At 67.7% G+C, this 21945-nt stretch carries 22 protein-coding genes; 6 read left to right on the top strand and 16 right to left on the bottom strand.

What is annotated here, in order from left to right:
* Positions 1-11: 11 nt before the first annotated feature.
* From lptE to GD429_RS19290, 6 genes are all read right to left on the bottom strand, one after another.
* Positions 12-563, bottom strand: a complete 552-nt coding sequence (lptE, locus tag GD429_RS19315; protein WP_321574721.1) for an LPS assembly lipoprotein LptE — start codon at positions 561-563, stop codon at positions 12-14.
* A 38-nt stretch (positions 564-601) separates the two neighbouring features.
* Positions 602-3196, bottom strand: a complete 2595-nt coding sequence (leuS, locus tag GD429_RS19310; protein ID WP_152859028.1) for a leucine--tRNA ligase — start codon at positions 3194-3196, stop codon at positions 602-604.
* A gap of 294 nt (positions 3197-3490) precedes the next feature.
* Positions 3491-3952: an ExbD/TolR family protein gene (locus tag GD429_RS19305; RefSeq protein ID WP_152859026.1), complete on the bottom strand. Its 462-nt coding sequence runs from the start codon at positions 3950-3952 to the stop codon at positions 3491-3493.
* 24 nt (positions 3953-3976) lie between these two features.
* Positions 3977-4645 (bottom strand): MotA/TolQ/ExbB proton channel family protein, encoded by a 669-nt coding sequence (locus GD429_RS19300; protein WP_152859024.1) that lies wholly within the window; start codon positions 4643-4645, stop codon positions 3977-3979.
* A gap of 20 nt (positions 4646-4665) precedes the next feature.
* On the bottom strand, positions 4666-5463 hold the full coding sequence (dapB, locus tag GD429_RS19295; RefSeq protein ID WP_152859022.1) for a 4-hydroxy-tetrahydrodipicolinate reductase: 798 nt from the start codon (positions 5461-5463) through the stop codon (positions 4666-4668).
* 65 nt (positions 5464-5528) lie between these two features.
* Positions 5529-6347: an outer membrane protein assembly factor BamE gene (locus GD429_RS19290; RefSeq protein WP_152859020.1), complete on the bottom strand. Its 819-nt coding sequence runs from the start codon at positions 6345-6347 to the stop codon at positions 5529-5531.
* A 142-nt stretch (positions 6348-6489) separates the two neighbouring features.
* Between GD429_RS19290 and fur the strand changes: the two genes are divergently transcribed.
* On the top strand, positions 6490-6918 hold the full coding sequence (fur, locus tag GD429_RS19285; protein ID WP_011350926.1) for a ferric iron uptake transcriptional regulator: 429 nt from the start codon (positions 6490-6492) through the stop codon (positions 6916-6918).
* A gap of 179 nt (positions 6919-7097) precedes the next feature.
* Here fur and GD429_RS19280 read toward each other — a convergent pair whose 3' ends face one another.
* From GD429_RS19280 to GD429_RS19270, 3 genes are all read right to left on the bottom strand, one after another.
* A complete protein-coding gene (locus tag GD429_RS19280) occupies positions 7098-7622 on the bottom strand; it encodes an ureidoglycolate lyase (RefSeq protein WP_152859018.1) in 525 nt (174 codons plus the stop codon).
* A gap of 14 nt (positions 7623-7636) precedes the next feature.
* The gene (gene alc, locus GD429_RS19275) at positions 7637-8644 is read right to left on the bottom strand and encodes an allantoicase (RefSeq protein ID WP_152859016.1); all 1008 of its coding nucleotides are present in this window, start codon (positions 8642-8644) and stop codon (positions 7637-7639) included.
* Positions 8645-8849: 205 nt separating this feature from the next.
* A complete protein-coding gene (locus GD429_RS19270; RefSeq protein ID WP_258282477.1) occupies positions 8850-10172 on the bottom strand; it encodes a C4-dicarboxylate transporter DctA in 1323 nt (440 codons plus the stop codon).
* A gap of 214 nt (positions 10173-10386) precedes the next feature.
* Between GD429_RS19270 and GD429_RS19265 the strand changes: the two genes are divergently transcribed.
* Positions 10387-11109: a FadR/GntR family transcriptional regulator gene (locus tag GD429_RS19265; RefSeq protein WP_152859012.1), complete on the top strand. Its 723-nt coding sequence runs from the start codon at positions 10387-10389 to the stop codon at positions 11107-11109.
* Between the two features lie 89 nt (positions 11110-11198).
* On the opposite strand, the gene GD429_RS19260 is transcribed toward GD429_RS19265, so the two are convergent.
* Positions 11199-12257, bottom strand: a complete 1059-nt coding sequence (locus GD429_RS19260; RefSeq protein WP_152859010.1) for an L-idonate 5-dehydrogenase — start codon at positions 12255-12257, stop codon at positions 11199-11201.
* 11 nt (positions 12258-12268) lie between these two features.
* Positions 12269-13042 (bottom strand): SDR family NAD(P)-dependent oxidoreductase, encoded by a 774-nt coding sequence (locus GD429_RS19255; protein WP_034182706.1) that lies wholly within the window; start codon positions 13040-13042, stop codon positions 12269-12271.
* Between the two features lie 151 nt (positions 13043-13193).
* On the opposite strand from GD429_RS19255, the gene GD429_RS19250 reads away from it, so the two are divergent.
* Positions 13194-14084, top strand: a complete 891-nt coding sequence (locus GD429_RS19250) for a LysR family transcriptional regulator (protein WP_152859008.1) — start codon at positions 13194-13196, stop codon at positions 14082-14084.
* A gap of 127 nt (positions 14085-14211) precedes the next feature.
* On the opposite strand, the gene gap is transcribed toward GD429_RS19250, so the two are convergent.
* Together gap and tkt are read right to left on the bottom strand one after the other, a co-directional pair.
* A complete protein-coding gene (gap, locus tag GD429_RS19245; RefSeq protein WP_107314676.1) occupies positions 14212-15222 on the bottom strand; it encodes a type I glyceraldehyde-3-phosphate dehydrogenase in 1011 nt (336 codons plus the stop codon).
* Between the two features lie 87 nt (positions 15223-15309).
* Positions 15310-17382: a transketolase gene (gene tkt / locus GD429_RS19240; protein WP_152859006.1), complete on the bottom strand. Its 2073-nt coding sequence runs from the start codon at positions 17380-17382 to the stop codon at positions 15310-15312.
* Between the two features lie 216 nt (positions 17383-17598).
* Here tkt and speE point away from each other — a divergent pair, with 216 nt between their 5' ends.
* The 3 genes from speE (at position 17599) to GD429_RS19225 (ending at position 19826) form a co-directional block, all read left to right on the top strand.
* The gene (gene speE / locus GD429_RS19235) at positions 17599-18456 is read left to right on the top strand and encodes a polyamine aminopropyltransferase (RefSeq protein ID WP_321574720.1); all 858 of its coding nucleotides are present in this window, start codon (positions 17599-17601) and stop codon (positions 18454-18456) included.
* 168 nt (positions 18457-18624) lie between these two features.
* Complete coding sequence (locus GD429_RS19230; RefSeq protein ID WP_152859001.1) at positions 18625-19041, top strand: VOC family protein; 417 nt, start codon at positions 18625-18627, stop codon at positions 19039-19041.
* Between the two features lie 17 nt (positions 19042-19058).
* The gene (locus tag GD429_RS19225) at positions 19059-19826 is read left to right on the top strand and encodes a 16S rRNA (uracil(1498)-N(3))-methyltransferase (RefSeq protein WP_152858999.1); all 768 of its coding nucleotides are present in this window, start codon (positions 19059-19061) and stop codon (positions 19824-19826) included.
* A 118-nt stretch (positions 19827-19944) separates the two neighbouring features.
* Here GD429_RS19225 and GD429_RS19220 read toward each other — a convergent pair whose 3' ends face one another.
* The 3 genes from GD429_RS19220 to GD429_RS19210 are packed head-to-tail and all read right to left on the bottom strand — an operon-like array spanning position 19945 to position 21894.
* Positions 19945-20829 (bottom strand): hypothetical protein, encoded by an 885-nt coding sequence (locus GD429_RS19220; RefSeq protein ID WP_227791685.1) that lies wholly within the window; start codon positions 20827-20829, stop codon positions 19945-19947.
* Between the two features lie 53 nt (positions 20830-20882).
* Positions 20883-21446 carry a barstar family protein gene (locus GD429_RS19215; RefSeq protein WP_152858997.1) on the bottom strand — a complete coding sequence of 188 codons (564 nt, stop codon included), beginning with the start codon at positions 21444-21446 and terminating at the stop codon, positions 20883-20885.
* Positions 21447-21462: 16 nt separating this feature from the next.
* Positions 21463-21894: a ribonuclease domain-containing protein gene (locus GD429_RS19210; protein ID WP_034182701.1), complete on the bottom strand. Its 432-nt coding sequence runs from the start codon at positions 21892-21894 to the stop codon at positions 21463-21465.
* Positions 21895-21945 lie beyond the last annotated feature (51 nt).

Raw genomic sequence — 21945 nt, 5'->3', positions numbered from 1 at the left:
TGCGCCGTCGATCAGAGCGGCGGCGGCGGCAGCGGCGCGCGCGGCGCGACGCCCGGCACCACGTCCTCCGGCGCCGGCGTCAGCGAGTGGACGATCGCGAGACGCCGCATCAGCTGGTCGACCGCATCGTTCTGCATGTCGCCGTACAGGATGTCGGCTTCCTGCGCCTTCGCATTCGTGTACTGGTCGCTGTACGTCATCGCGCGGTTCAGCGCGATCGCGCTCTGCGGGATCAGCACGGTGCCGTCCTTGCTCGTGAGCGTGTAGTTCAGCGTATAGAACAGCGCGTATTCCTGCGCCGACCCGAACTTGTTGAGCGTCAGCGTGTTCTGGCCACGCGACTCCCACATGCGCAGCACGGCGTCGGCGTCGTCCGCCGACTTGACGATCTTCGTGTCGCTGCCGGCCTCGACGAGGCGCGTCAGCCGCGCCTCGACGGCCGCCGGCGCGCCGGCCACCAGCAGGTGCTTGAACGCATAGTCCTGCTGGCCGCGCAACTGGAAGCCGCATGCCGACAGCGCCACCGCGCTGCCGACGAGCATCAAAAACGATCTGCGGATCACCTTCGCTCCTTCTGGGTACGTCCGACGGCCGGCGGCCGTCAGACGACGATGTTCACGAGGCGGCCCGGCACGACGACGATCTTCTTCGCCGGCTTGCCGTCGCTGAACTTCGCGAACGCGTCGTCGGCCACCGCCGCGGCTTCGATCGCCTCGCGGCTCGCGTCCTTCGCGACCTTCACCGCGCCGCGCACCTTGCCGTTCACCTGCAGCACGAGTTCGATCTCGGCCTGCTCGAGCGCCGCCTCGTCGACCTTCGGCCACGGTGCATCGAGCAGCGTGCCGAATTCGTCTGCGTAGCCGAGCGCCTTCCACAGCTCGAACGTGAGGTGCGGCACGACCGGGTACAGCACGCGCAGCAGCACGCCGTACGTTTCGCGCAGCACGCCGGGCGTTGCGCCCTTCGCGCCGTCGACCGCATTCAGCATCTTCATCGCGGCCGATACGACCGTGTTGTACTGCAGGCGCTGGTAGTCGAAATCGGCCTGCTTCAGCACGCTGTAGATCTCGCGGCGCAGCGCCTTGTCGGTTTCGCCGAGCGCGGCCGCATCGAAGCCCGCGCGCGCGGCGAGCGCTTCGCGGTTCGCATGGCCGAAGCTCCACACGCGGCGCAGGAAGCGGCTCGCGCCCTCGACGCCCGCGCCCGACCACTCGAGCTGCTGCTCGGGCGGTGCGGCGAACATCGTGAACAGGCGCGCGGTGTCGGCGCCGTACAGGTCGATCAGCACCTGCGGATCGACGCCGTTGTTCTTCGACTTCGACATCTTCTCGATGCCGCCGAGCACGACCGGCTGGCCGTCCGCGTTCAGCGTCGCGCCGACCGGGCGGCCCTTGTCGTCGTGCGTGACCGTCACGTCGGCCGGGTTGTACCAGGTCTTCTTGCCCGATGCGTCTTCGCGGTAGAACGTCTCGTTCAGCACCATCCCCTGCGTGAGCAGGTTCTTCGCCGGTTCGCCGAACTTCACGAGGCCGAGGTCGCGCATCACCTTGGTCCAGAAGCGCGAATACAGCAGGTGCAGGATCGCGTGCTCGATACCGCCGATGTATTGGTCCATCGGCATCCAGTAGTCGGTGCGCGCGTCGACCATCGTCTCGGCATCCGGCGCCGTGTAGCGCGAGAAGTACCACGACGAATCGACGAAGGTATCCATCGTGTCGGTTTCGCGCTTCGCGGCCGCGCCGCACGTCGGGCACGTGCAGTTCAGGAACGCTTCCGACTTCGCGAGCGGGTTGCCCGAGCCGTCCGGCACGAGGTCTTCCGGCAGCACGACCGGCAGATCTTTCTCAGGCACCGGCACGTCGCCGCACGACGGGCAGTGGATGATCGGGATCGGCGTGCCCCAGTAGCGCTGGCGCGATACGCCCCAGTCGCGCAGGCGCCACGTGACCTGCTTGTCGCCGAAGCCGCCGGCCTTCAGGTCGGCCGCGATCGCGTCGACCGCCGCGCCGTAAGCGAGGCCGTCGTACTTGCCGCTGTTCACGCAGGCCGCGACTTCCTTGTCGCCGTACCACTCCTGCCACGCGTCGAGCGAGTACGTCTGGCCTTCGGCCGCGATCACCTGCTTGATCGGCAGGTCGTATTTCTTCGCGAACGCGAAGTCGCGCTCGTCGTGCGCGGGCACGCCCATCACCGCGCCTTCGCCATAGCTCATCAGCACGTAGTTGCCGATCCACACCTCGACGGGCTCGCCCGTCAGCGGATGCGTGACCGAGAAGCCCGTCGCGACGCCCTTCTTCTCCATCGTCGCGACGTCGGCCTCGGCGACGCCGCCGCGCTTGCATTCGTCGATGAACGCCAGCAGCTCGGGCTTGTCCTGTGCGAGGCGCGTGGCGAGCGGATGCTCGGCCGCGACCGCGCAGAACGTGACGCCCATGATCGTGTCGGCGCGCGTCGTGAACACGCGCAGCAGCTTCTTCTCGCCGTCGAGTTCGTACGGGAAGCCGAAGTTCACGCCGAAGCTCTTGCCGATCCAGTTCTGCTGCATGATCTTCACGCGCTCGGGCCAGCCGAGGCCGTCGAGATCGTTCAGCAGCTCATCCGCGTACTGCGTGATACGCAGGTAGTACATCGGGATCTCGCGCTTTTCGACCAGCGCGCCCGAACGCCAGCCGCGGCCGTCGATCACCTGCTCGTTCGCGAGCACGGTCTGGTCGACCGGATCCCAGTTCACGGTGCCCGTCTTCTTGTACGCGATGCCCTTCTCGAGCATCTTCAGGAACAGCCACTGGTTCCACTTGTAGTAGTCGGGCTTGCACGTCGCGATCTCGCGCGACCAGTCGATCGCGAGACCCATCGACTGCATCTGGCCCTTCATGTAGTCGATGTTGTCGTAGGTCCACTTCGCGGGCGGCACGCCGTTCGCCATCGCGGCGTTCTCGGCCGGCATCCCGAACGCATCCCAGCCCATCGGCATCAGCGTGTTGTAGCCGTTCATCCGCAGATAGCGGTACATCACGTCGTTGATCGTGTAGTTGCGCACGTGACCCATGTGCAGCTTGCCGGACGGGTACGGCAGCATCGACACGCAGTAGAACTTCGGCTTCTGCGAATCTTCCTTCGTCTTGTAGGCATCGGCTGCGCGCCAGTCGCCCTGGGCGGCGGCTTCGACGTCGGCGGGTACGTATCTCTCGTGCATGGTGTGGTTCGGACTAGGCTTTAAGCGGCGCGACGGCTCGCGCGCAGGTGTGGATCGAAAATCGTGCTTGCCCGGCGGACCTGCAGGTTCGCTGTTGCCGAACCTGTTCACGGTTTCCGGGTATTTTCCGGGTAACCCGCAGCATGCCCGGGTAACCTGGAAAATTCCGGGTTACCTTGAAAAAGCCTGCCAACCGGGAAAAACGTTGATTATACCGCCCGCGTCGGCCCATTCGGCCGGTCTTGCGGCGCGCGGCCGATCCCGCGGCGGGCGCGGACCGGCCGGAAGATCCGCTCAGCGGTTCGCCGGCACCGCGGACGGCACGACGGAACCGCCCGCCTGCTGCGGCACGTCGGTCACGAAGCCGATCCGCGCGAGGCCCGCGGCCTGCGCGGCGCCCATCACCTGCGCGATCACGTCGTAGCGCGTCGCGCGCGACGCACGCAGCCGCAGCTCGGGCGGTGCGCCGGCCGCGGCGGCGGCCCGGAAGCGCGCGGGCAGCGCGTCGAGCGCCACGGGCGCGTCGTCCCAGTACAGCTTGCCCGCATCGTCGATCGACAGCGTGACCGATTGCGGCGTGTCGCGTGCGACGCCGGCCGCGACCTTCGGCAGGTCGAGCCGGATCGCGTGCGTCATCAGCGGCGCGGTAATGATGAAGATGACGAGCAGCACGAGCATCACGTCGATCAGCGGCGTCATGTTGATCTCCGCCATCGGCGCGGAGGTCTTGTGGTGCTCGAGTCCGCCGAATGCCATGGTTGCTCCTCCCGGATGGGCGCGTCAGGATTCCTGCGCGCACACGAACACGTGCAGGTCGCGCGCGAAGCCGTCGAGCTCCTCGGCGAGCTGCCGCACGAGCCGCCCGAGGATGTTATAGGCCAGCACGGCCGGAATCGCGACGACGAGCCCGAACGCGGTCATGATCAGCGCCTCGCCGACCGGCCCCGCGACGTTCTCGATTTGCGCCTGCCCGCTCGCGGCGATGCTGCCGAGCGCGTGGTAGATGCCCCACACGGTGCCGAGCAGCCCGACGAACGGCGCGGTGCTGCCGATCGACGCGAGCAGCACCTGGCCGAATTCGAGACGCCGCTGCGAGCGCAGCATCGCGTGACGCAGCGCGCGCAGCACGCGTTCGCTGCGCTCGACGCGTGCGGCCAGCGTGGCCGGATCGTGATCGTCGGCCGCGTCGCGCGCGGCTTCGGCGAGCGGCGCGAATACGCGCTCGCGATCGGCGCCGGCAAGCGCGGCGATGCCCGCGTCGAGCGACGGCGCACACCAGAACGCGGCGAGCGCGCGCGGCCCCTGCCGCTTCGCGCGGACCAGCAGCCAGGCTTTCATGAAGAGGAAGCACCAACTGGCGACGGACATCGCTAGCAGCACATAGGCAACGGCGTGCGTGATCGCATCGCCGCTTTCGAGGTAGTGGACAACGCCGGTGGGAATCGCCATCGGAGTTTCCCCGTTGCGTGTCAGCGCAGGCCGAGCACGTCCTGCATGTCGAACAGGCCGGCGCCGCGCGCCGACAGGAAGCGGACCGCGCGCAGCGCGCCCTGCGCGTACGACACGCGGCTCGACGACTTGTGCGTGATCTCGATGCGCTCGCCGATCCCGGCGAACAGCACGGTGTGATCGCCGACGATGTCGCCACCGCGCACCGCGGCAAAGCCGATCGACGACGGATCGCGCTCGCCCGTCACGCCGTGGCGGCCGTACACCGCGCAATCGTCGAGCGAGCGGCCGAGCGCGCCGGCGACGGCTTCGCCCATCATCAGCGCGGTGCCCGACGGCGCATCGACCTTGTGGCGGTGATGCGCCTCGATGATCTCGATGTCGTAGCCGAGCGAGAAATGCTTGGCCGCGAATTCGAGCAGCTTCAGCGTGACGTTCACGCCGACGCTCATGTTCGCCGCGAACACGATGCCGATCTTGCCCGCAGCGGCCTGCAGCTCGGCCTTCTGCTCGGCGGTGAAGCCGGTCGTGCCGATCACGAGCTTCACGTCGTGGCGCAGCGCGACCTCGACGTGCGCGATCGTGCCTTCCGGGCGCGTGAAATCGATCAGGTAGTCGGCCTGCGCGAACACGGCGTCGAGGTCGTCGGTCAGCTTGATCCCGGTTTCCTTGCCGAGGAACGCGCCGGCGTCCTGGCCGAGGAACGGCGAATCGGCGCGGTCGAGCGCGCCGACGAGCTGTGCGTCGGGATCGTTGAGAACGGCTTCGATCAGCATCCGGCCCATTCGGCCCGATGCGCCGGCAATCGCAATCTTCATGGCTTTCTACACGACAGGTCTAAAGGCGGGCGGCGCAAGCCGCCCCGTTTCCGCAAGCCGGCCGCTTACTGCGACTGGGCCGGCGTGGTGAGCTGCTGGTTCTGCAGCGTGTCCGAGCCTTGCGGGCCGACCGGCGGCGACGCCTCGCTCGACGCGTTCGGCTGCGGCGGACGATGGAACTGGAACTGCGGCTGGATCGCCGGCACCGCGCCCGGTGGCTGGCCGCCCGGCACCGGCGCACCGCCGGCAGCCTGCGTGGACGGCGTGAAGCGGCGCGCGTTCGAGCCCTGGCCCGACACCTGGTTGGTCGCGCGGTTCGCCGCGCGTGCGGCCTGCGCGTTCGCATCCTGGTCGACCACCGCACCGGACGCCGGCACGGCGGAAGGGCTGGCGACAGCCTCCGCCGCAGGCGCGCTCGCCGCTTGCGCAGCGCGCGCGGCAGCCGCCTCGGAAGCGGCCCTCGCCGCCGCGGCCGCCTTCGCCTTCTTGCCGCCGCGATCGCCGTCGATATCGGCCAGCAGGTCGAGCTCGGACGGCAGGTTCTCGGCGCCGGTCCAGCCCGCGAGGCGATCGCCCGAGAAGGTCACGACGAGATCGCGCTGCTGGACGATCGCCGTCGAGCCGCGCTTGAAGTAGAAGAGGTAATCCCAGCGGTCCGCGTGGAACATGTCCGCCAGCAGCGGCGTGCCGAGCAATGCGCGCACCTGCTCGCGCGTCATGCCGACCTGCAGTTGTGCGGCCTTCTCCTGCGACACGAAGTTGCCCTGCACGACGGTGATCCGATAGGGCGTGATGCTCTGCGCGATGCGCTGCGTCACGCTGTCGTACGACGAACAACCAGCCAGCGCCGCAACGGCGGCGGCAGCGATGATGGCACTCCGCATGCGACTCCTCTGAAAGTGCGAAAGCGTTTCTGGGATCATTTCCTTCACCGTGCTGGCCCGCGTCGCAGGCCGCGCGTGTATCTGGAACGGCGAAAAGCCGGTAACATTGAAGCCCTGCATTGTACTCTAGGGATGCCTAGCCATGACCAATCCGACGGATCTCAAGAATATCGGGCTAAAGGCCACCCTACCGCGCCTCAAGATTCTCGAGATCTTCCAGCAGAGCCCGGTGCGCCACCTGACGGCCGAAGACGTCTACCGGAACCTGCTCAACGAGCAGCTCGACATCGGGCTCGCCACCGTCTACCGCGTGCTGACGCAGTTCGAGCAGGCCGGCCTGCTCACGCGCAGCAACTTCGAATCCGGCAAGGCCGTGTTCGAACTGAACGAAGGCTCGCACCACGACCACCTCGTGTGCCTCGATTGCGGCCGCGTCGAGGAATTCTTCGACGCCGAGATCGAAGGCCGCCAGCAGGCGATCGCGAAGGAGCGCGGCTTCCGGCTCCAGGAGCACTCGCTCGCGATGTACGGTTCCTGCACGACCGAGAACTGCCCGCACCGCAAGCACTGAATCGCGCGCCGCGCGCACGAAGCACGGCCCGGCCGGCATCTCGCCGCCCGGGCCGTGTTCTTTTCGGGATCGTGCCGCGCATCGCGCGTGGGCCGGTTCGGAACGCTTACGAAATCCCTTCGACATTCGCACGAAACCGGTGCCCGATGCCGGACGCCGGGCACCTGCCGTGCGCCGCGTCAGGCCGTGCTCGCGCAGGCCGGCTCGAACTCGAGCGCCCACGCACGGTCGAGCGGGATCTCGTCGCAGTTCGGCTGCGGGCCGCCGCGATCGACGATCACGAAATCGCTGACCGCATCGAGCGCGAGCAGCGGATGGTGCCAGACACCCTTCGCATAATTCACGCCCTGCCAGCCTTCGGCCAGGAACGCGCGCATCGCGTCGGGCCGGAATTCGCCGGCCGGCGCGACGACGATCGCATAGCGCGACACGGCCGCGAGCGGGATGAACGCCTGGCTGCCGTGCGGATGGCGCTCCATCAGCGTGATTGCGACCGGCAACGCGCGCGGCTGCGCGCGAAACACGCTGACGAGCGGCCGGCCGCCGTCCGCGCAGACGTCGATCGTCGCGAGATCGTGGAAGCGCTCGGTCGTGCCCCCGTTGATCGGGAAATGCCGCGCGCCTTCGAGCGCGATCACGTCGCCGAACGGCGCGAACGCTTCGCGGGTCAGGCGCTCGACGCGCAGGATGTGTGCTCCGCTCATGCCGCTGCCCTCCTTCAAGCCGGCTCGCCCCACAGACGCAGGCGCGACACGCCGCCGTCCGGGAAGATGTTGAAACGCACGTGCGTGACGGGGCCGAGCGCCGCGAGCTGGTCGAACGTATGCACGTGGTCCATCGACAGCTTCTGCTCGCCAAGCAATTCGGCCCAGAACATCGCCTGCGTGACCAGCGAATCGTCGGTACCGCCCGCGACCCGCGCGGCCTGCAGCGAGCAGCGGTCGGGGAAGTTGCCCTTGAAGAACGCCGTATCGACCTCGACGCGCCGGATGATGCCCGGCCGCGCGAGCGCGACGATCGCCCAGTCGTTGCCGGGCTCGCGGCGGCGCCGCGTTTCCCAGCCGTCGCCCATGTTCGCGCCGCGCCCCGGCATCAGCATCTGCGATGCCGGACCGAAGTGCTGGTTGTTCGCGGCCACCAGATAACCGCCGTTCTCGACCGCCGCGAGATCGACGAGTTCGCCGGCCGGCACATGACGCCAGTCGCGCTGCGGCTGGCCGTACACGCGCAGCCGCGCGAGCCCGCCGTCCGGATACAGGTTCACGCGCAGGTGCGTGACCGGCTGCGCGTCGTCGACGCTCACGTAGTGATGGGAATTGCCCTGCAGCGTCGTCGCGGGGACGATCGTGCGCCATTCGGCGTCGTCGGGCGGCGTGTCGCCTTCGGCGACGCATGCCTCGATCGACGCGGCCGGCGGGAAGTTGCCGGTGAAATGGCTCGTATCGAGATCGACGCCGAAAATCACGCCCGGCCGCGCGAGCCGCACCACGCAGAAGTCGTGGCCGGTCGTGCGCTTGCGGCGCGTTTCCCAGCCGTCCATCCACTTGCCGTGGTCGTCGTACTTGCCGGGAATGAACACGGCCGGCTCGGGATTCAGCATGCGCTCTTTCGGCGCGAAGAATTCGTCGCTCGCAAACAATGCCTGCGCACCGAGGCGCGGGTCGGCGAGGTTCATGTAGCGCCGCGTGAAGGCCGGCGCGTTCGGATCGAGGATGGGGGCTGCCATGTTGTCTCCTGTCGATGAGAGTTGGCGCTTCAGCGCTTACTCCCATCCCATGCTTCGCGGTCGATGAGAGTAGCGCTTCAGCGCCTGCTCCCATTCCATGCAAAGCAATTTCTGATTAAGTTCCGGCGCATCGAGGCGCCGGCCGCATGTAAATCGATCGCGCGGGACTACCGGGGGCGAAGCCGCCCCGCGCGACAAGCCGCGCTCAGAGCGCGTGGGCCTGGTCGCCGGCGACCGGCGCCGCGCGGCCTTCCTCTTCGGCCGGCACGTAGCGCAGCTCGCGGTTCAGCACGCGCTTCGCGCGGACCTTGTCGATATCGTTCTCCCACACCGCGACGACGACCGTCGCGACGCAGTTGCCGATCAGGTTGGTCAGCGCGCGGGCGATGCCGACGAACCAGTCGACCGGCAGGATCAGCACGAGGCCGAGCACCGGAATCGCGGGAATCGCCGACAGCGTCGCCGCGAGGATCACGATTGCCGAACCCGGGATTCCGTGCGCGCCCTTCGACGTGACGAGCGACACGAGCAGCACGACGATCAGGTCATGCGTCGACAGCGGCGTGTTGGTGGCCTGCGCGATGAACAGCACGGCGAGCGTCAGGTAGATCGAGAAGCCGTCGAGGTTGAACGAATAGCCGGTCGGGATCACGAGGCCGACCGTCGAATCCTTGACGCCCATGTATTCGAGCTTGCGCATCACCTGCGGCAGCACCGCATCCGACGATGCCGTGCCGAGCACGATCGACAGTTCCTCGCGCAGGTAGCGGATCAGCTTGAACACCGAGAAGCCCGCGAGCCGCATCACGATGCCGAGCACGACCGTGACGAACACGATGCAGCTCAGGTAGAACACCGCGACCAGGTAGCCGAGCTGCTTGAGCGACGAGACGCCGTACTTGCCGGTCGTGAACGCGATCGCGCCGAGCACGCCGAGCGGCGCGAGCTTGATGATGAAGCCGATGATCCGGAAGAACACGTGCGACAGTTCCTCGATCAGCGAGTTGACGCGCTGCGCCTTGTCGCCGAGCAGCGACAGCGCGGAGCCGAACAGCACCGCGAACACGAGGATCTGCAGGATGTCGCCCTTCGCGAACGCGTCGATCGCGGTCTCGGGGATGATCTTCATCAGGTAGCCGGCCGTGTCCTTCAGGCTTTCGGCGTTCTTCGCATACGACGCGAGCGACGACGCGTCGAGCGAATGCAGGTCGATGTTCATCCCGACGCCCGGGCGCGTGAGCCACGCGAGCACGAGGCCGATGCCGAGCGCGAGCGTCGTCATGATCTCGAAGTAGATGACGGCCTTCAGGCCGACCCGGCCGACCTTCTTCAGGTCGCCGGCGTTGGCCATCCCGCTGACCACCACGCAGAACACGATCGGGCCGATGACCATCTTGATGAGCTTCAGGAAGCCGTCGCCGAGCGGTCGCAACGACTCGGCGAAATGCGGGAAGAACGCGCCGAGCGCGACCCCCAGGATCAATGCGACGACTACCCGGCCAAACAGCGAATTGAGGAATTTCGACACGGCGCTCTCCCGATCCAACGGTTGCAGTTTCGTCTGTTCATACTGGTAAGACCAGTGATGTTATGGTGGATAGTAGGAAGCCGATATAGTGGCGTCAAGGACGAACAAAATAGGGATTTCCCGCCCCTCCGCGCGCGTCCGGCGCGACCCCGAAAGCGGGCCTGATCGTGGCTTTCCCGTAGTGCGGTCATGCGCCGTGCATGCGCGGATTACAATGCCGGTCAGACCGGCCATCGTTCACATCATGAAAAATGTTCCGCACACCGTGACCGACGCCGCCATCGCGACGATCCGCGACCGGATCGAGGCAGGCGTTTATCCGGTCGGCAGCCTGCTGCCGGCCCAGCGTCAGCTCTCCGAGGAGCTGGAGATCAGCCGTGCGTCGCTGCGCGAGGCGCTGTCGACGCTCGAGGCGCTCGGGATGCTGCGCATCCGCGCGGGCAAGGGCGTGTACGTCGAAAGCGCGCAGGCGACGGCCGCGCACGCCTGGCGGTTCGCCGAGCAGTCGTCACCGCCCGACACGTACCAGATGCGCTACGCGCTCGAAGGGTTCGCCGCGCGAATGGCCGCGCGCGTCGTCAGCGACGACGACATCGCGTGGTTCGAGGACAACCTCGCCGACCTGCACGTCGCGCTGACCGAAAACGCGCTCGACGAGGCGTCGCAGCTCGACTTCGACTTCCACATGCGGATCGTCCATCTCGCCGGCAACGCGGCGATCGAATCGATCCTGCGCAACAGCGCGGACATCATGAAGGAAAGCCAGCGCATGCCGTTCTACCGGCGCGAACTGCTGCTGTCGACGTGGCACGAGCACCGCGCGATCGTCGATGCGCTGATCGCGCGCGACGCGGCCGCCGCGGGCAGCGCGATCGAAACGCACATCGCGAACGCCGCGCAGCGCGCGGGCATCTTCTTCCCGACGCCGGGCGCCTGACGGCCGTGCGGCGCGCGCCGCACGAGCATCACACCGTAGCGATCGGATTCGCGTCGATCGCGAAAAACGCACGCGCTGGCGCCTGACGATCACGCGGCCTCGTCCGCGAAATCGATCAGCACCTTCATCGCGCGCTGCCGGTCTCCGGCCAGTTCGAACGCGAGGTTCGCGTCGCGCATCGGGAACACGCGCGTGATGGCCGGCTGCAGGTCGACGCGCCCCGCATTGATCAGTTGCACCGCGAGCGCGAATTCCGCATGGAAGCGGAACGATCCGCAGATCGACAACTCCTTCGCGACCACGACATTCTGCGGCAGGCTGACATCGCCACCGAGCCCGAGCTGCACGACGACCCCGCGCGGACGCATCGCGTCCAGCCCGTCGCGCAGCGCGCGCGCATTGCCCGAACACTCGATCATCACGTCGAACGTGCCCTTGTCGGCGCCGTAGCGCGCAACCCATCCGGCATCGGCCGCCGCATTGATCGTATGGTCCGCGCCGAGCGCGCGGGCCACTTCCAGCGGCGCTTCGACGACGTCGGTCGCGACGATCTCCGCCGCGCCGTGCACGCGCGCCGCCGCGACCGCCAGCACGCCGATCGGCCCGCAGCCCGACACGAGCACGCGCTTGCCGATCAGCGGGCCCGCGCGCGACACCGCATGCAGCCCGACCGCGAACGGCTCGGCAAGTGCCGCGAGCGACAGCGGCACGTGATCGGCGACCTTCACGCACTGCGCCGCGTCGCACACGAGCGCGTTGCGAAACGCGCCCTGCACGTGCGGCATCCGCATCGCGCTGCCGTAGAAGCGCATGTCCAGACACTGGTTCGGCAAGCCTTCGAGGCAATAGCGGCACGCACCGCACGGCCGGCTCGGATTGACCGCGACGCGATCGCCGACCTTCACCGACGTCACGTCCGGTGCTACCGCCGCGACCGTGCCGGCAACCTCGTGGCCGAGCACCATCGGCTGCTGCAGCCGGATCGCGCCGAAGCCGCCGTGCCGGAAATAATGCAGGTCGGACCCGCAGATGCCGCCCATCGCGACATCGACGCGCACCTGGCCCGGGCCGATCTCGCCCGCATCCTGTTCCTCGACCCGCAGGTCGTTCGGCCCGTGGATCACGACACACATGCAACGCATACGCATCACCTTCCTCCCTATACGGCGCTCGTCAGGCCGCCGTCGACGAACAGCGTCTGGCCGTTGACGAAATCGGATGCGGCCGACGCAAGGAAAATCGCCGCGCCGCACAGCTCGTCGACGCGCCCCCAGCGGCCGGCCGGGGTGCGCTTGCACAGCCAGTCGGAGAACGCCGCGTCGTCGACCAGCGCGCGATTCAGCTCGGTCTCGAAATAACCTGGCGCGAGGCCGTTGGCCTGGATGCCGTGGCGCGCCCAGTCGGCGCACATCCCTTTCGTCAGCATCCGCACCGCGCCCTTCGACGCCGCGTACGGCGCGATCGTCGGCCGCGCGAGCTCGCTCTGCACCGAGCAGATGTTGATGATCTTCCCATGGCCGCGCGCGATCATGTGACGCGCGACGGCCTGCGCGACGTTGAACACGCCGTCGAGATTCACGCGCATCAGCGCATGCCAGTCGTCAGGCTCGAATGCGTCGAGCGGCGCGCGGCGCTGGATGCCCGCGTTGTTCACGAGGATGTCGATCGCACCGACGCGCGCCTCGAAGTCGTCGATCGCCGCGCGCACCTGCGCATGCTCGGCGACGTCGAACACCGCATGGTCGGCCGCGAAGCCTTCGTCGCGAAAATGGCGCGCGAGCGTCGCAGCCTTCTCTTCATTACGATCGTTGATGACGATCGCCGCGCCGGCTTCCGCGAGCCCGCGGGCGAGCGTCAGCCCGATCCCGCGTCCGGAACCCGTGATCAGTGCGCGGCGGCCGTCGAGGCGGAACCGTTCAAGCGCGTTGGTCATGCATGTCTCCTCGTGCCAGTGGAGCCGGCTGCCCGTCGCGGCCGGTCTCGCGTCGACGGTATCTTCGGCTGCCGGCCGGAGGCCGCGCCAATGGTCTTTTTTGATCCGGTTATCATGAAATCTGATTACCGCCCTCTCCTGCCCGCCGCCCATGGAACTCAAGCAATTGCGCGCCTTCGTCACGCTCGCGGAAGAGCTGCATTTCGGGCGCGCGGCGCAGCGCCTGTTCATCGTGCAGCCCGCGCTGAGCATGCAGATCAAGGCGCTCGAGGAAGAGCTCGGCGCGCGGCTGTTCGAGCGCGATCGGCACAAGGTCGAACTGAGCGACACGGGGCGCGTGTTCCTGCCGGAAGCGCGCGCGACGCTGCAGCAGGCCGCGCGCGCGGAACAGATGGCGCGGCTGTCGAGCCGCGGCGAGATCGGCACGCTGCGGATCGCGTTCGTGTCGTCGGTGCTGCCCGCGCTGCTGCCGGCCGTGCTGCGCACGATGCGCGAGCGCTATCCGCTGATCGCGCTCGAACTGAAGGACATGCCGACGCCCGACCAGATCGCCGCGCTGCGCGACCGGCGGATCGATTTCGGGATGATCCGGCTGCCGGCGGCGTATGCGGGCATCGACACGCGCGTGGTGCTGGAAGAAGGCTTCGTCGTCGCGCTGCCGCTCGACCATCCGCTCGCCGCACACGACACGATCCCGCCGGCCGCGCTGCGCGGCCAGCCCGCGTTCGTGCTCGCGCGCCGCTACGCGCCCGGCTTTCACGACGACATGCTGCTCGCGCTGAGCCGCGCGGGCACGACGCTCGAAATCGCACAGGAGTTCGGGGAATTCACGACGATGCTCGCGCTCGTCGCGGCGGGGATGGGCATCGGGCTGATCCCGGCGGAAGCCGCCAGCGCGCTGCCGCCGAACGTGCTCGCGCGACCGCTCGACCTGGCCGGCTACCGCACCGGCATCGGCCTCGCGTGGACCGACCTCGACAGCCCGCTGAAGCGGGCTTTCGTCGATGCCGTCGAGCAGGTCGTGCCGAACGCGGAACGCTGACGGCGACGCGCCGGGTATCGGTGCGGGCGCACCGCCCGCCCGAATGAAAAAAGGCCCGGCCGGCGAGAAGCCGAACCGGGCCCGAGCGTCACGCGGGCCGCCTTGCGGCGGCCGTGCGCGTGCGGGATTACTTCGCGTTCGCGAACGCGACAGCCGTATCCAGCATGCGGTTCGAGAAACCCCACTCGTTGTCGTACCAGCTCGACACCTTGACGAGGCGGCCCGACACCTTGGTCAGCGTCGCGTCGAACGTCGACGAAGCCGGGTTGTGGTTGAAGTCGATCGACACCAGCGGTGCATCGTTGTAGCCCAGGATGCCCTTCAGCGAGCCTTCCGACGCTTCCTTCATGATCGCGTTGACTTCCTCGACCGTCGTGTCGCGCTTGGCGATGAACGACAGGTCGACGATCGACACGTTGATCGTCGGGACGCGGATCGCGTAACCGTCGAGCTTGCCGTTCAGTTCCGGCAGCACGAGGCCGACAGCCGAAGCAGCGCCCGTCTTCGTCGGGATCTGGCTGTGCGTGGCCGAACGCGCGCGGCGCAGGTCTTCGTGATAGACGTCCGTCAGCACCTGGTCGTTCGTGTACGCGTGGATCGTCGTCATCAGGCCGGTTTCGAGGCCGATCTTGTCGTTCAGCGGCTTGACGAGCGGCGCGAGGCAGTTCGTCGTGCACGATGCGTTCGAGATGACGGTGTGCTCGGCCTTCAGCACGTTATGGTTCACGCCGTAGACGATCGTCGCGTCGACGTCCTTGCCGCCCGGCGCCGAGATGATCACCTTCTTCGCGCCGCCCTTCAGGTGCGCGCTTGCCTTTTCCTTGGTCGTGAAGAAGCCCGTGCACTCCATCACGACGTCGACGCCCAGCTCGCCCCACGGCAGTTCGGCCGGGTTGCGGTTCGCCAGCACGCGGATCTTGTCGCCGTTCACGACGAGGTAGTCGCCGTCGACCGACACTTCGCCCGGGAACTTGCCGTGCGCGGTGTCGTACTGGGTCAGGTGCGCGTTGGTCTTCGCATCGCCCAGGTCGTTGATCGCGACGATCTCGAGATCGTGCTTCTTGCCGTTTTCATAAAACGCGCGCAGCGTGTTGCGGCCGATACGGCCGTAGCCGTTGATTGCGACGCGAATCGTCATGGTCTATCTCCTGATGGCTGAAAAAATTCGTTTCGTGCAGCTTCACGGTGCGACGCGCGCAACGGGTGGCGCGCGTCGCGAATGCTTTTAGGCCAGCACGGCCTTCGCGGTCTCGACGACGTGCTCGACGGTGAAGCCGAAGTACTTGAACAGCACGCCGGCCGGCGCCGATTCGCCGAACGTGTCGATCCCGACGACGCCGCCTTCGAGGCCGACGTACTTGTGCCAGAAGCTCGTCACGCCCGCTTCGATCGCGACGCGGCGCACGCCGTGCGGCAGCACGCGTTCGCGGTATTCGGCGTCCTGGCGGTCGAACACGTTGGTCGACGGCATCGACACGACGCGCGCCGCGATGCCCTGCTGCGCGAGCGGCTCGACGGCCTTCATCGCGAGCTCGACTTCCGAACCCGTCGCGATCAGGATGATCTTGCGCGCGACGATTTCTTCGTCCCAGTCCTTCAGGACATAGCCGCCCTTCTCGATGTTGGCGATCTGCGCGTCGGTACGCGGGTTGAACGCGAGGTTCTGGCGGCTGAAGATCAGGCTCGACGGACGATCCGCGGCAACCGCGTGCGTCCAGGCAACGGCCGTCTCGACCGTGTCGGCCGGACGCCACACGTCGTGGTTCGGGATCAGGCGCAGGCTCGACACGTGCTCGATCGACTGGTGCGTCGGGCCGTCTTCGCCAAGGCCGATCGAATCGTGCGTGAACACGAAGATCGACGGCACCTTCATCAGCGCGGCCACGCGCAGCGCGTTGCGGCTGTAGTCGGAGAACGTCAGGAACGTGCCGCCGAACGGCTTGTGGCCGCCGTGCAGCGCGAGGCCGTTGATCGCGGCGCTCATGCCGAATTCGCGCACGCCGTAGTTGATGTGGTTGCCCAGCACGACGCCCGCGCCTTCCGGATTCGCGCGGACCGCCTTCGAGGCCTTCCAGTTGGTCAGGTTCGAGCCGGTCAGGTCGGCCGAGCCGCCGAGCAGCTCGGGCAGCGCGGCGGCCAGCCCTTCGATCGCCTGCTGCGACGCCTTGCGGGTCGCGACCGTCTCGGCGCGTTCGTTCGCGCCGGCGATGATCGCCGCAGCCTTCCGGGCCCAGTCGGCCGGCAGCTGGTTGGCCATCCGGCGCTCGAATTCGGCGGCTTCTGCCGGGAACTTCGCGCGATATTGCGCGAACGTCGCGTCCCAGTCGCTCTCGGCACGCTTGCCGGATTCCTTCGCGTCCCATGCCGCATAGACTTCCTGCGGAATCACGAACGGCTCCCACTTCCAGCCGAGCGCTTCGCGCGTCTTCGCGATTTCTTCCGCGCCGAGCGCCGCGCCGTGCACGTCGTGGCCGCCGGCCTTGGTCGCCGCGCCCTTGCCGATCACCGTCTTGCAGCAGATCAGCGTCGGCTTGTCCGACAGCTTCGCGTTCGCGATGGCCGCGTCGACCGCGTCGACGTCATGGCCGTTCACGTTCGGGATCACGTTCCAGCCGTACGCTTCGAAGCGCTTCGGCGTGTCGTCGTGGAACCAGTTCACGACGTCGCCGTCGATCGAGATGCCGTTGTCGTCGTACAGCGCGATCAGCTTGTTCAGCTTCAGCGTGCCCGCGAGCGAGCAGGCTTCGTGCGAGATGCCTTCCATCAGGCAGCCGTCGCCGAGGAACACGTACGTGTGGTGATCGACGATCTTCGCGCCGTCGCGGTTGAACTCGTCGGCCATCAGCGCTTCGCCGAGCGCCATGCCGACCGCGTTCGCGAGGCCCTGGCCGAGCGGGCCGGTGGTCGTCTCGACACCCGGCGTGATCCCGTATTCCGGGTGGCCCGGCGTCTTCGAGTGCAGCTGGCGAAAGTTCTTCAGCTCTTCGATCGGCAGGTCGTAGCCGGTCAGGTGCAGCAGCGAGTACAGCAGCATCGAGCCATGGCCGTTCGACAGCACGAAGCGGTCGCGGTCTGCCCAGTGCGGGTTCGTCGGGTTGTGCTTCAGATGGCGCGACCAAAGCGCGACGCCGATTTCGGCCATGCCCATCGGCATGCCGGGGTGGCCGGAGTTCGCTTGCTGGACGGCGTCCATCGCGAGCGCACGGATCGCGTTGGCCATCAAGGTGGTGGAGGCGGGAGACGAAGTCGTCATGTCGAGTCCGGAGAACGAGTCGAGGAAACGGGGGCACGGCGGCATCCGGAAGCTCGAGCGTCAATCGTTCCCGGCGCGCGGTGCGGCGCCTGACGGACGCGAAGCGGACGGAGCCTACGGACGGGGCTGCAAAGCGCGTCATTTTAACAGATGGGCCGACATTTCCCTTGTCGACGCGCGGTGTTCCGGCACGGTTTTCCGCCAAACCGCGCGCCTCCTATAATTCAGACGTCAGAACCGACTGCCCCTAGCGGCCCGCCCGTGAGCACCACGCTACTCTTCCACCCTACGCCCGACGTCACCTACGGCTTCCCGAATGCTCGGCGGCTCGCGCGCGTCGCGTCCCCGCACCAGCAGATCGAAGTCTGGGAAACCGCGCAGCTCGGCCGCCTGTTTACGCTCGACGGCCGGCCGATGACGTCGGTCGGCGACGAGTACGTCTATCACGAGTGCATGACGCACCCGGCCGCGCTTGCGCATCCGTCGCCGAAGAAGGCGCTCGTGCTCGGCGGCGGCGACGGCGGCGCGGCGCGCCAGTTGCTCAAGCACGCGTGCATCGAGCGGATCGTGATCGCCGAACTCGACGACGAGGTGGTCGGGATGGCACGTCGTTATCTCGACGACGTACACCAGGGCGCGCTCGACGACCCGCGCGTCGAGGTCGTGATCGGCGACGCCGCGCATTTCGTCGAGTCGACCGTCGAGCATTTCGATCTCGTCGTGTTCGACCTCACGCCGCCCGATTCGCCGGCGGCCGGCCTCTATACGCGTGCGTTCTACGCGCGGCTCAAGCGGATCCTCACGCCGTGCGGCGCGATCTCGATGCATCTCGGCTCGCCGGTGTTCCACGCGGCGCGCATCGCCGCGCTGCTCGACGACCTGCGCGCGAGCTTCGCGGTCGTCGATCCGTTGTCCGCGCACGTGCCGCTATACGGTTCGCAGTGGCTGATGGCGATCGCGAGCGACACGCTCGATGCGGCCGCGCTGTTCGCGCACGACATCGACGAACGGCTCGCCGCGCGCCACGTCCAGGGCTTGCGCTACTACGACGCGCGGCTGCATGCGTCCCTCTTTGCCCTGCCGCACGCGCTGCGCGATACACTGGGTGCTCGCCGCTGAGCGTCCGGGCGGCCGCATCGCTCCGTTTTTCCTTCGAGGCTTCGCATGGTTCGCCGTGCGAAACGCGGGACCGGAACGACCCGGATGCGCGCCAGCACGCTGACAGACCGCGAAGCACGCGATCAGGGCAGGCGCCGAAGCGCCAACACTGTTCGACAGGAGATTTTCATGACCGATCCACGTCCGGCCGACGTGCCTTGGTTGACGCCGTATCTGGCCGTGCGCAACGCGCGCGCGGCCATCGATTTCTTCAAGGCCGCCTTCGGCTTCGAACTGCGCGACATGCACGACGAGGACGGCGCGATCATGCACGTCGAGATGGCCTACCGCGGCCAGTTGATCGTGATGTTCGCGCCCGAAGGCGCATTCGGCTCGATCGCGCTCACGCCGAAAAGCGCGCACGCCACCGCGCCGCAGTCGTTCTATCTGTATGTCGACGATGTCGACGCAACCTGGCAGCGCGCGCTCGACGCGGGCGCGAAATCGCTGAGCGCGCCGCAGGACCAGTTCTGGGGCGACCGGTTCGCGCAGATCGAGGATCTCGACGGCTACCGCTGGGCGCTCGCGCGCCATCTCGACGCATGAACGAAACCACCACACGCATGAACGAAGCCACCACCACCGCGGCCGTGCCGCGCTTTTTCGTCGACGCGGCACTGCGCGCCGACGCCACGCTCACGCTGCCGGCCGACGTCGCGCGCCACGCACAGGTGCTGCGCCTGCAGCCCGGCGACGTGCTCGCGCTGTTCGACGGCACGGGCGGCCAGTACCGCGCACGGCTCGTCGAGATCGACAAGCGCGGCGCGCTCGCGCAGATCGACGCGTTCGAGCCGGCCGAGGCCGAGCCGCCGTACCGCGTGACGCTCGCACAAGGGATCGCCGGCGGCGACAAGATGGACTGGGTGATCGAAAAGGCCGTCGAGCTCGGCGTCGCGGCGGTCGTGCCGCTGTCGACCGCGCGCGGCGTCGTGAAGCTCGCCGGCGAACGCGCGGACAAGCGCGTCGCACACTGGCGCGGCGTCGTGCGCGCGTCGTGCGAACAGTGCGGGCGCAACCGCGTGCCCGACGTCGCGCCGGTAATCGGCTTCAACGCATGGCTCGATGCGCTGCCGGCCGCGCCGGCCGATGGGGAACTGCGGCTGCTGCTGTCGCCGCGCGCGAGCATCCCGTTCGCATCGCTGCCCGACGCGCCGCCCGCGGCGGCCGTCACGCTGCTGATCGGGCCCGAAGGCGGGTTGTCGCCCGACGAGGAAAACGCAGCGCGCGCGCGCGGGTTCACCGCACTGTCGCTTGGGCCCCGCGTGCTGCGCACCGAGACAGCCGGCGCGGCCGTGCTCGCGGCGCTGGCGGCGCGCTGGGGCGGATGGTGACGAGATGGGCGTGCCGCCGTGAGGTGGCACGACACTTCCCGGCCCACCCGTCACCCTGCCGCGGCGCGATATCCGGCCGGCGTCACGGCAGGAATGCGGCGCGTTTCCACGCTGCGGCTTATCGCGGCTTGTCGCTCGACGATCCGTGCGGCATCGAATCGGACAATGCATCGAGAACCGGACTCAGCACGTCTTGCGGGCTTCCGGTCGCCCAGCCTCCGTCCAGGCTGTAGAGGTCGATCTTGCCCGCCACCGGGCGCGTCACCGGTGCCGCGTCCAGGACCTGCGCCATGCCGGAGAAGATCGCCTTGAATGCAGCAATCCGTGCCGCGTCGTTCTTCAGGCGACCGTTGCCAAGCTTCGCCTGCAGCGCCTTCCCGCCAGGCCCGGCATCCGGGACGCGACACGCGAACTCGACCGTCGCGACCGTCTGGCCCTCGATGGCCGAGTTCGGTTGCCGCGACGACCCGGTCGCCTTGCATTCCGAGCGGTTGAGCGCGCGCTGATACGCGGCGGCCATGCTCTCGACCGACGGACGCAATGCTGCACTCACCTTCGGCGGCATCGGCGCCAGCATCCCGTCGGCCATGTCCTTGCGCATCGACTCGCCAAGCGTCGACAGGACGCCGACGTTGAGCGCGTCTTTCCCGTCATAACTCGGGCGTACCGCGTCGTTGAACTCGCGGGCCTTCGAAGCGTCGCCGTTGACGAACGCGCCGATATAAAGGTCGACGGTCCGTTCGGGCGTAAGCGGCGCGGCATGCACGGCGCCCGCCGCAACCAGCAGGGACAGCACGGCGGCACGCGCAAACGGGATACGCGCGCCGGCGCGTGCGGAACGGGAAATATTCATGGGAAGACAGCCCTCTCTCGACGATTTGTTTTTCGCACCCGACGCGACGGCTGCCGCAACCAGGCCGATCGAGATTGTCTCGAAAAAAGGTGTCCGATGAAAGGCCGCTGGCAGGGAGCGACGTGCCGCCGGCCCATACGCATCGTGCATGCGCAAAAAAGCCCGCTCGAAGCGGGCTTTTCGCCGGGCCGGCCGCTTCGCGCTTACGCGAACGAGTAGAACACGCGGAACGCGACCTTGCGCTCGGCCCAGAACTCGGCGGCCTCGCGGAACACGTCGAGCAGCGTCTCGCGCCCTTCCTTGTCGAATTTCTGCGCGATCGGCAGCCCTTCGAGGACGATCACGAAACCAGGCTGCGCGCCGGCCTTCGCGACGAGGTCGGTCAGGCAGTCGTACAGCGCGTCGTAGTTCTTCCCGAAATGCTTCGGGAACAGGAACGACGTCGCGATCGTTTCCATCACTTCCTGCTTCGACTGCGCGGCGCCGCAATACGCGTACAGGAAGTGCTGGCCGAGCCGACCTGCTTCGTCGGCGAGATCCTGCACGCGGAACGCGCGGATCGACTGCACGAGATTGGGTCGCACGGTCGTGAAAAGGCTCATAGGCTCCTCGTTCGATGAAAGCCCGGGCTCGGCTTCCTGTTGCTCCGGCGCGCCGACGGCCTGTGCCGCCGCGTTCAGTTGAATCACGCGCTGAAACAGGTTGCCGTCGCCGGCCGCGAACAGTTCCGCCGCCGCCGTGTCGTGCGCGTAGATGGAGTCGCTCATGCCATTCGTCCCGAAGTCATTCAACAATACGTTTAAAACTGTTGTAGTGGTCGCCCGTGTAATAACAGTTGTCGATCCGGCGCAATGGCCCGCCACAGACGATCCGGCGCGCGCCGCGATTGCGGGCACGCGGCGTCGGCACCGTGTACTCATGGTAGTAGCCGCGCTTCGCCTTCGGCAGGATCCGCTCGCGGTTGCCGAACACGACGCCGTCTTTCTCGTACGGATAGGGGCCGCCGGCGCCGATCAGTCCCAGCGTGGTCACGGCCTCGCGCGGAAGACGGGCGGTCGGGATCGTATCGAGCCCGCTGGCGGCCACGTCGGCCGAAACGGCCTCCCGTGCGTAAGCGGCGGAAACCAGACTGCCCGTCGGCGTGCCGACGATACCCATCGCGAACATCGCGAAGACGGACGCGAGCGCGCCGTTGCGGAGCCACTTGCGTGCCATGAACCAGGGTTCCCGCTGTTAAATCAAGTAGTTGACGACCAACAAAGGCGT

Source organism: Burkholderia sp. BE17 (assembly GCF_009362305.1).
GTDB lineage: Bacteria > Pseudomonadota > Gammaproteobacteria > Burkholderiales > Burkholderiaceae > Burkholderia > Burkholderia pyrrocinia_C.
The sequence above is the reverse complement of the archived record's forward strand: the minus strand, read 5'-3'. Positions and strand labels throughout refer to the sequence as shown.

Coding starts and splice junctions, on each gene's coding strand:
- GD429_RS19230 (WP_152859001.1), top strand. CDS start 18,625: ATGACCGATCCACGTCCGGCCGACGTGCCTTGGTTGACGCCGTATCTG.
- GD429_RS19260 (WP_152859010.1), bottom strand. CDS start 12,257: ATGCGTATGCGTTGCATGTGTGTCGTGATCCACGGGCCGAACGACCTG.
- GD429_RS19265 (WP_152859012.1), top strand. CDS start 10,387: ATGCCGGTCAGACCGGCCATCGTTCACATCATGAAAAATGTTCCGCAC.
- GD429_RS19220 (WP_227791685.1), bottom strand. CDS start 20,829: ATGCACGATGCGTATGGGCCGGCGGCACGTCGCTCCCTGCCAGCGGCC.
- leuS (WP_152859028.1), bottom strand. CDS start 3,196: ATGCACGAGAGATACGTACCCGCCGACGTCGAAGCCGCCGCCCAGGGC.
- GD429_RS19255 (WP_034182706.1), bottom strand. CDS start 13,042: ATGACCAACGCGCTTGAACGGTTCCGCCTCGACGGCCGCCGCGCACTG.
- GD429_RS19300 (WP_152859024.1), bottom strand. CDS start 4,645: ATGGCGATTCCCACCGGCGTTGTCCACTACCTCGAAAGCGGCGATGCG.
- GD429_RS19280 (WP_152859018.1), bottom strand. CDS start 7,622: ATGAGCGGAGCACACATCCTGCGCGTCGAGCGCCTGACCCGCGAAGCG.
- GD429_RS19215 (WP_152858997.1), bottom strand. CDS start 21,446: ATGAGCGACTCCATCTACGCGCACGACACGGCGGCGGCGGAACTGTTC.
- GD429_RS19250 (WP_152859008.1), top strand. CDS start 13,194: ATGGAACTCAAGCAATTGCGCGCCTTCGTCACGCTCGCGGAAGAGCTG.
- fur (WP_011350926.1), top strand. CDS start 6,490: ATGACCAATCCGACGGATCTCAAGAATATCGGGCTAAAGGCCACCCTA.
- alc (WP_152859016.1), bottom strand. CDS start 8,644: ATGGCAGCCCCCATCCTCGATCCGAACGCGCCGGCCTTCACGCGGCGC.
- gap (WP_107314676.1), bottom strand. CDS start 15,222: ATGACGATTCGCGTCGCAATCAACGGCTACGGCCGTATCGGCCGCAAC.
- dapB (WP_152859022.1), bottom strand. CDS start 5,463: ATGAAGATTGCGATTGCCGGCGCATCGGGCCGAATGGGCCGGATGCTG.
- tkt (WP_152859006.1), bottom strand. CDS start 17,382: ATGCCGCCGTGCCCCCGTTTCCTCGACTCGTTCTCCGGACTCGACATG.
- GD429_RS19210 (WP_034182701.1), bottom strand. CDS start 21,894: ATGGCACGCAAGTGGCTCCGCAACGGCGCGCTCGCGTCCGTCTTCGCG.
- GD429_RS19290 (WP_152859020.1), bottom strand. CDS start 6,347: ATGCGGAGTGCCATCATCGCTGCCGCCGCCGTTGCGGCGCTGGCTGGT.
- GD429_RS19305 (WP_152859026.1), bottom strand. CDS start 3,952: ATGGCATTCGGCGGACTCGAGCACCACAAGACCTCCGCGCCGATGGCG.
- GD429_RS19225 (WP_152858999.1), top strand. CDS start 19,059: ATGAACGAAGCCACCACCACCGCGGCCGTGCCGCGCTTTTTCGTCGAC.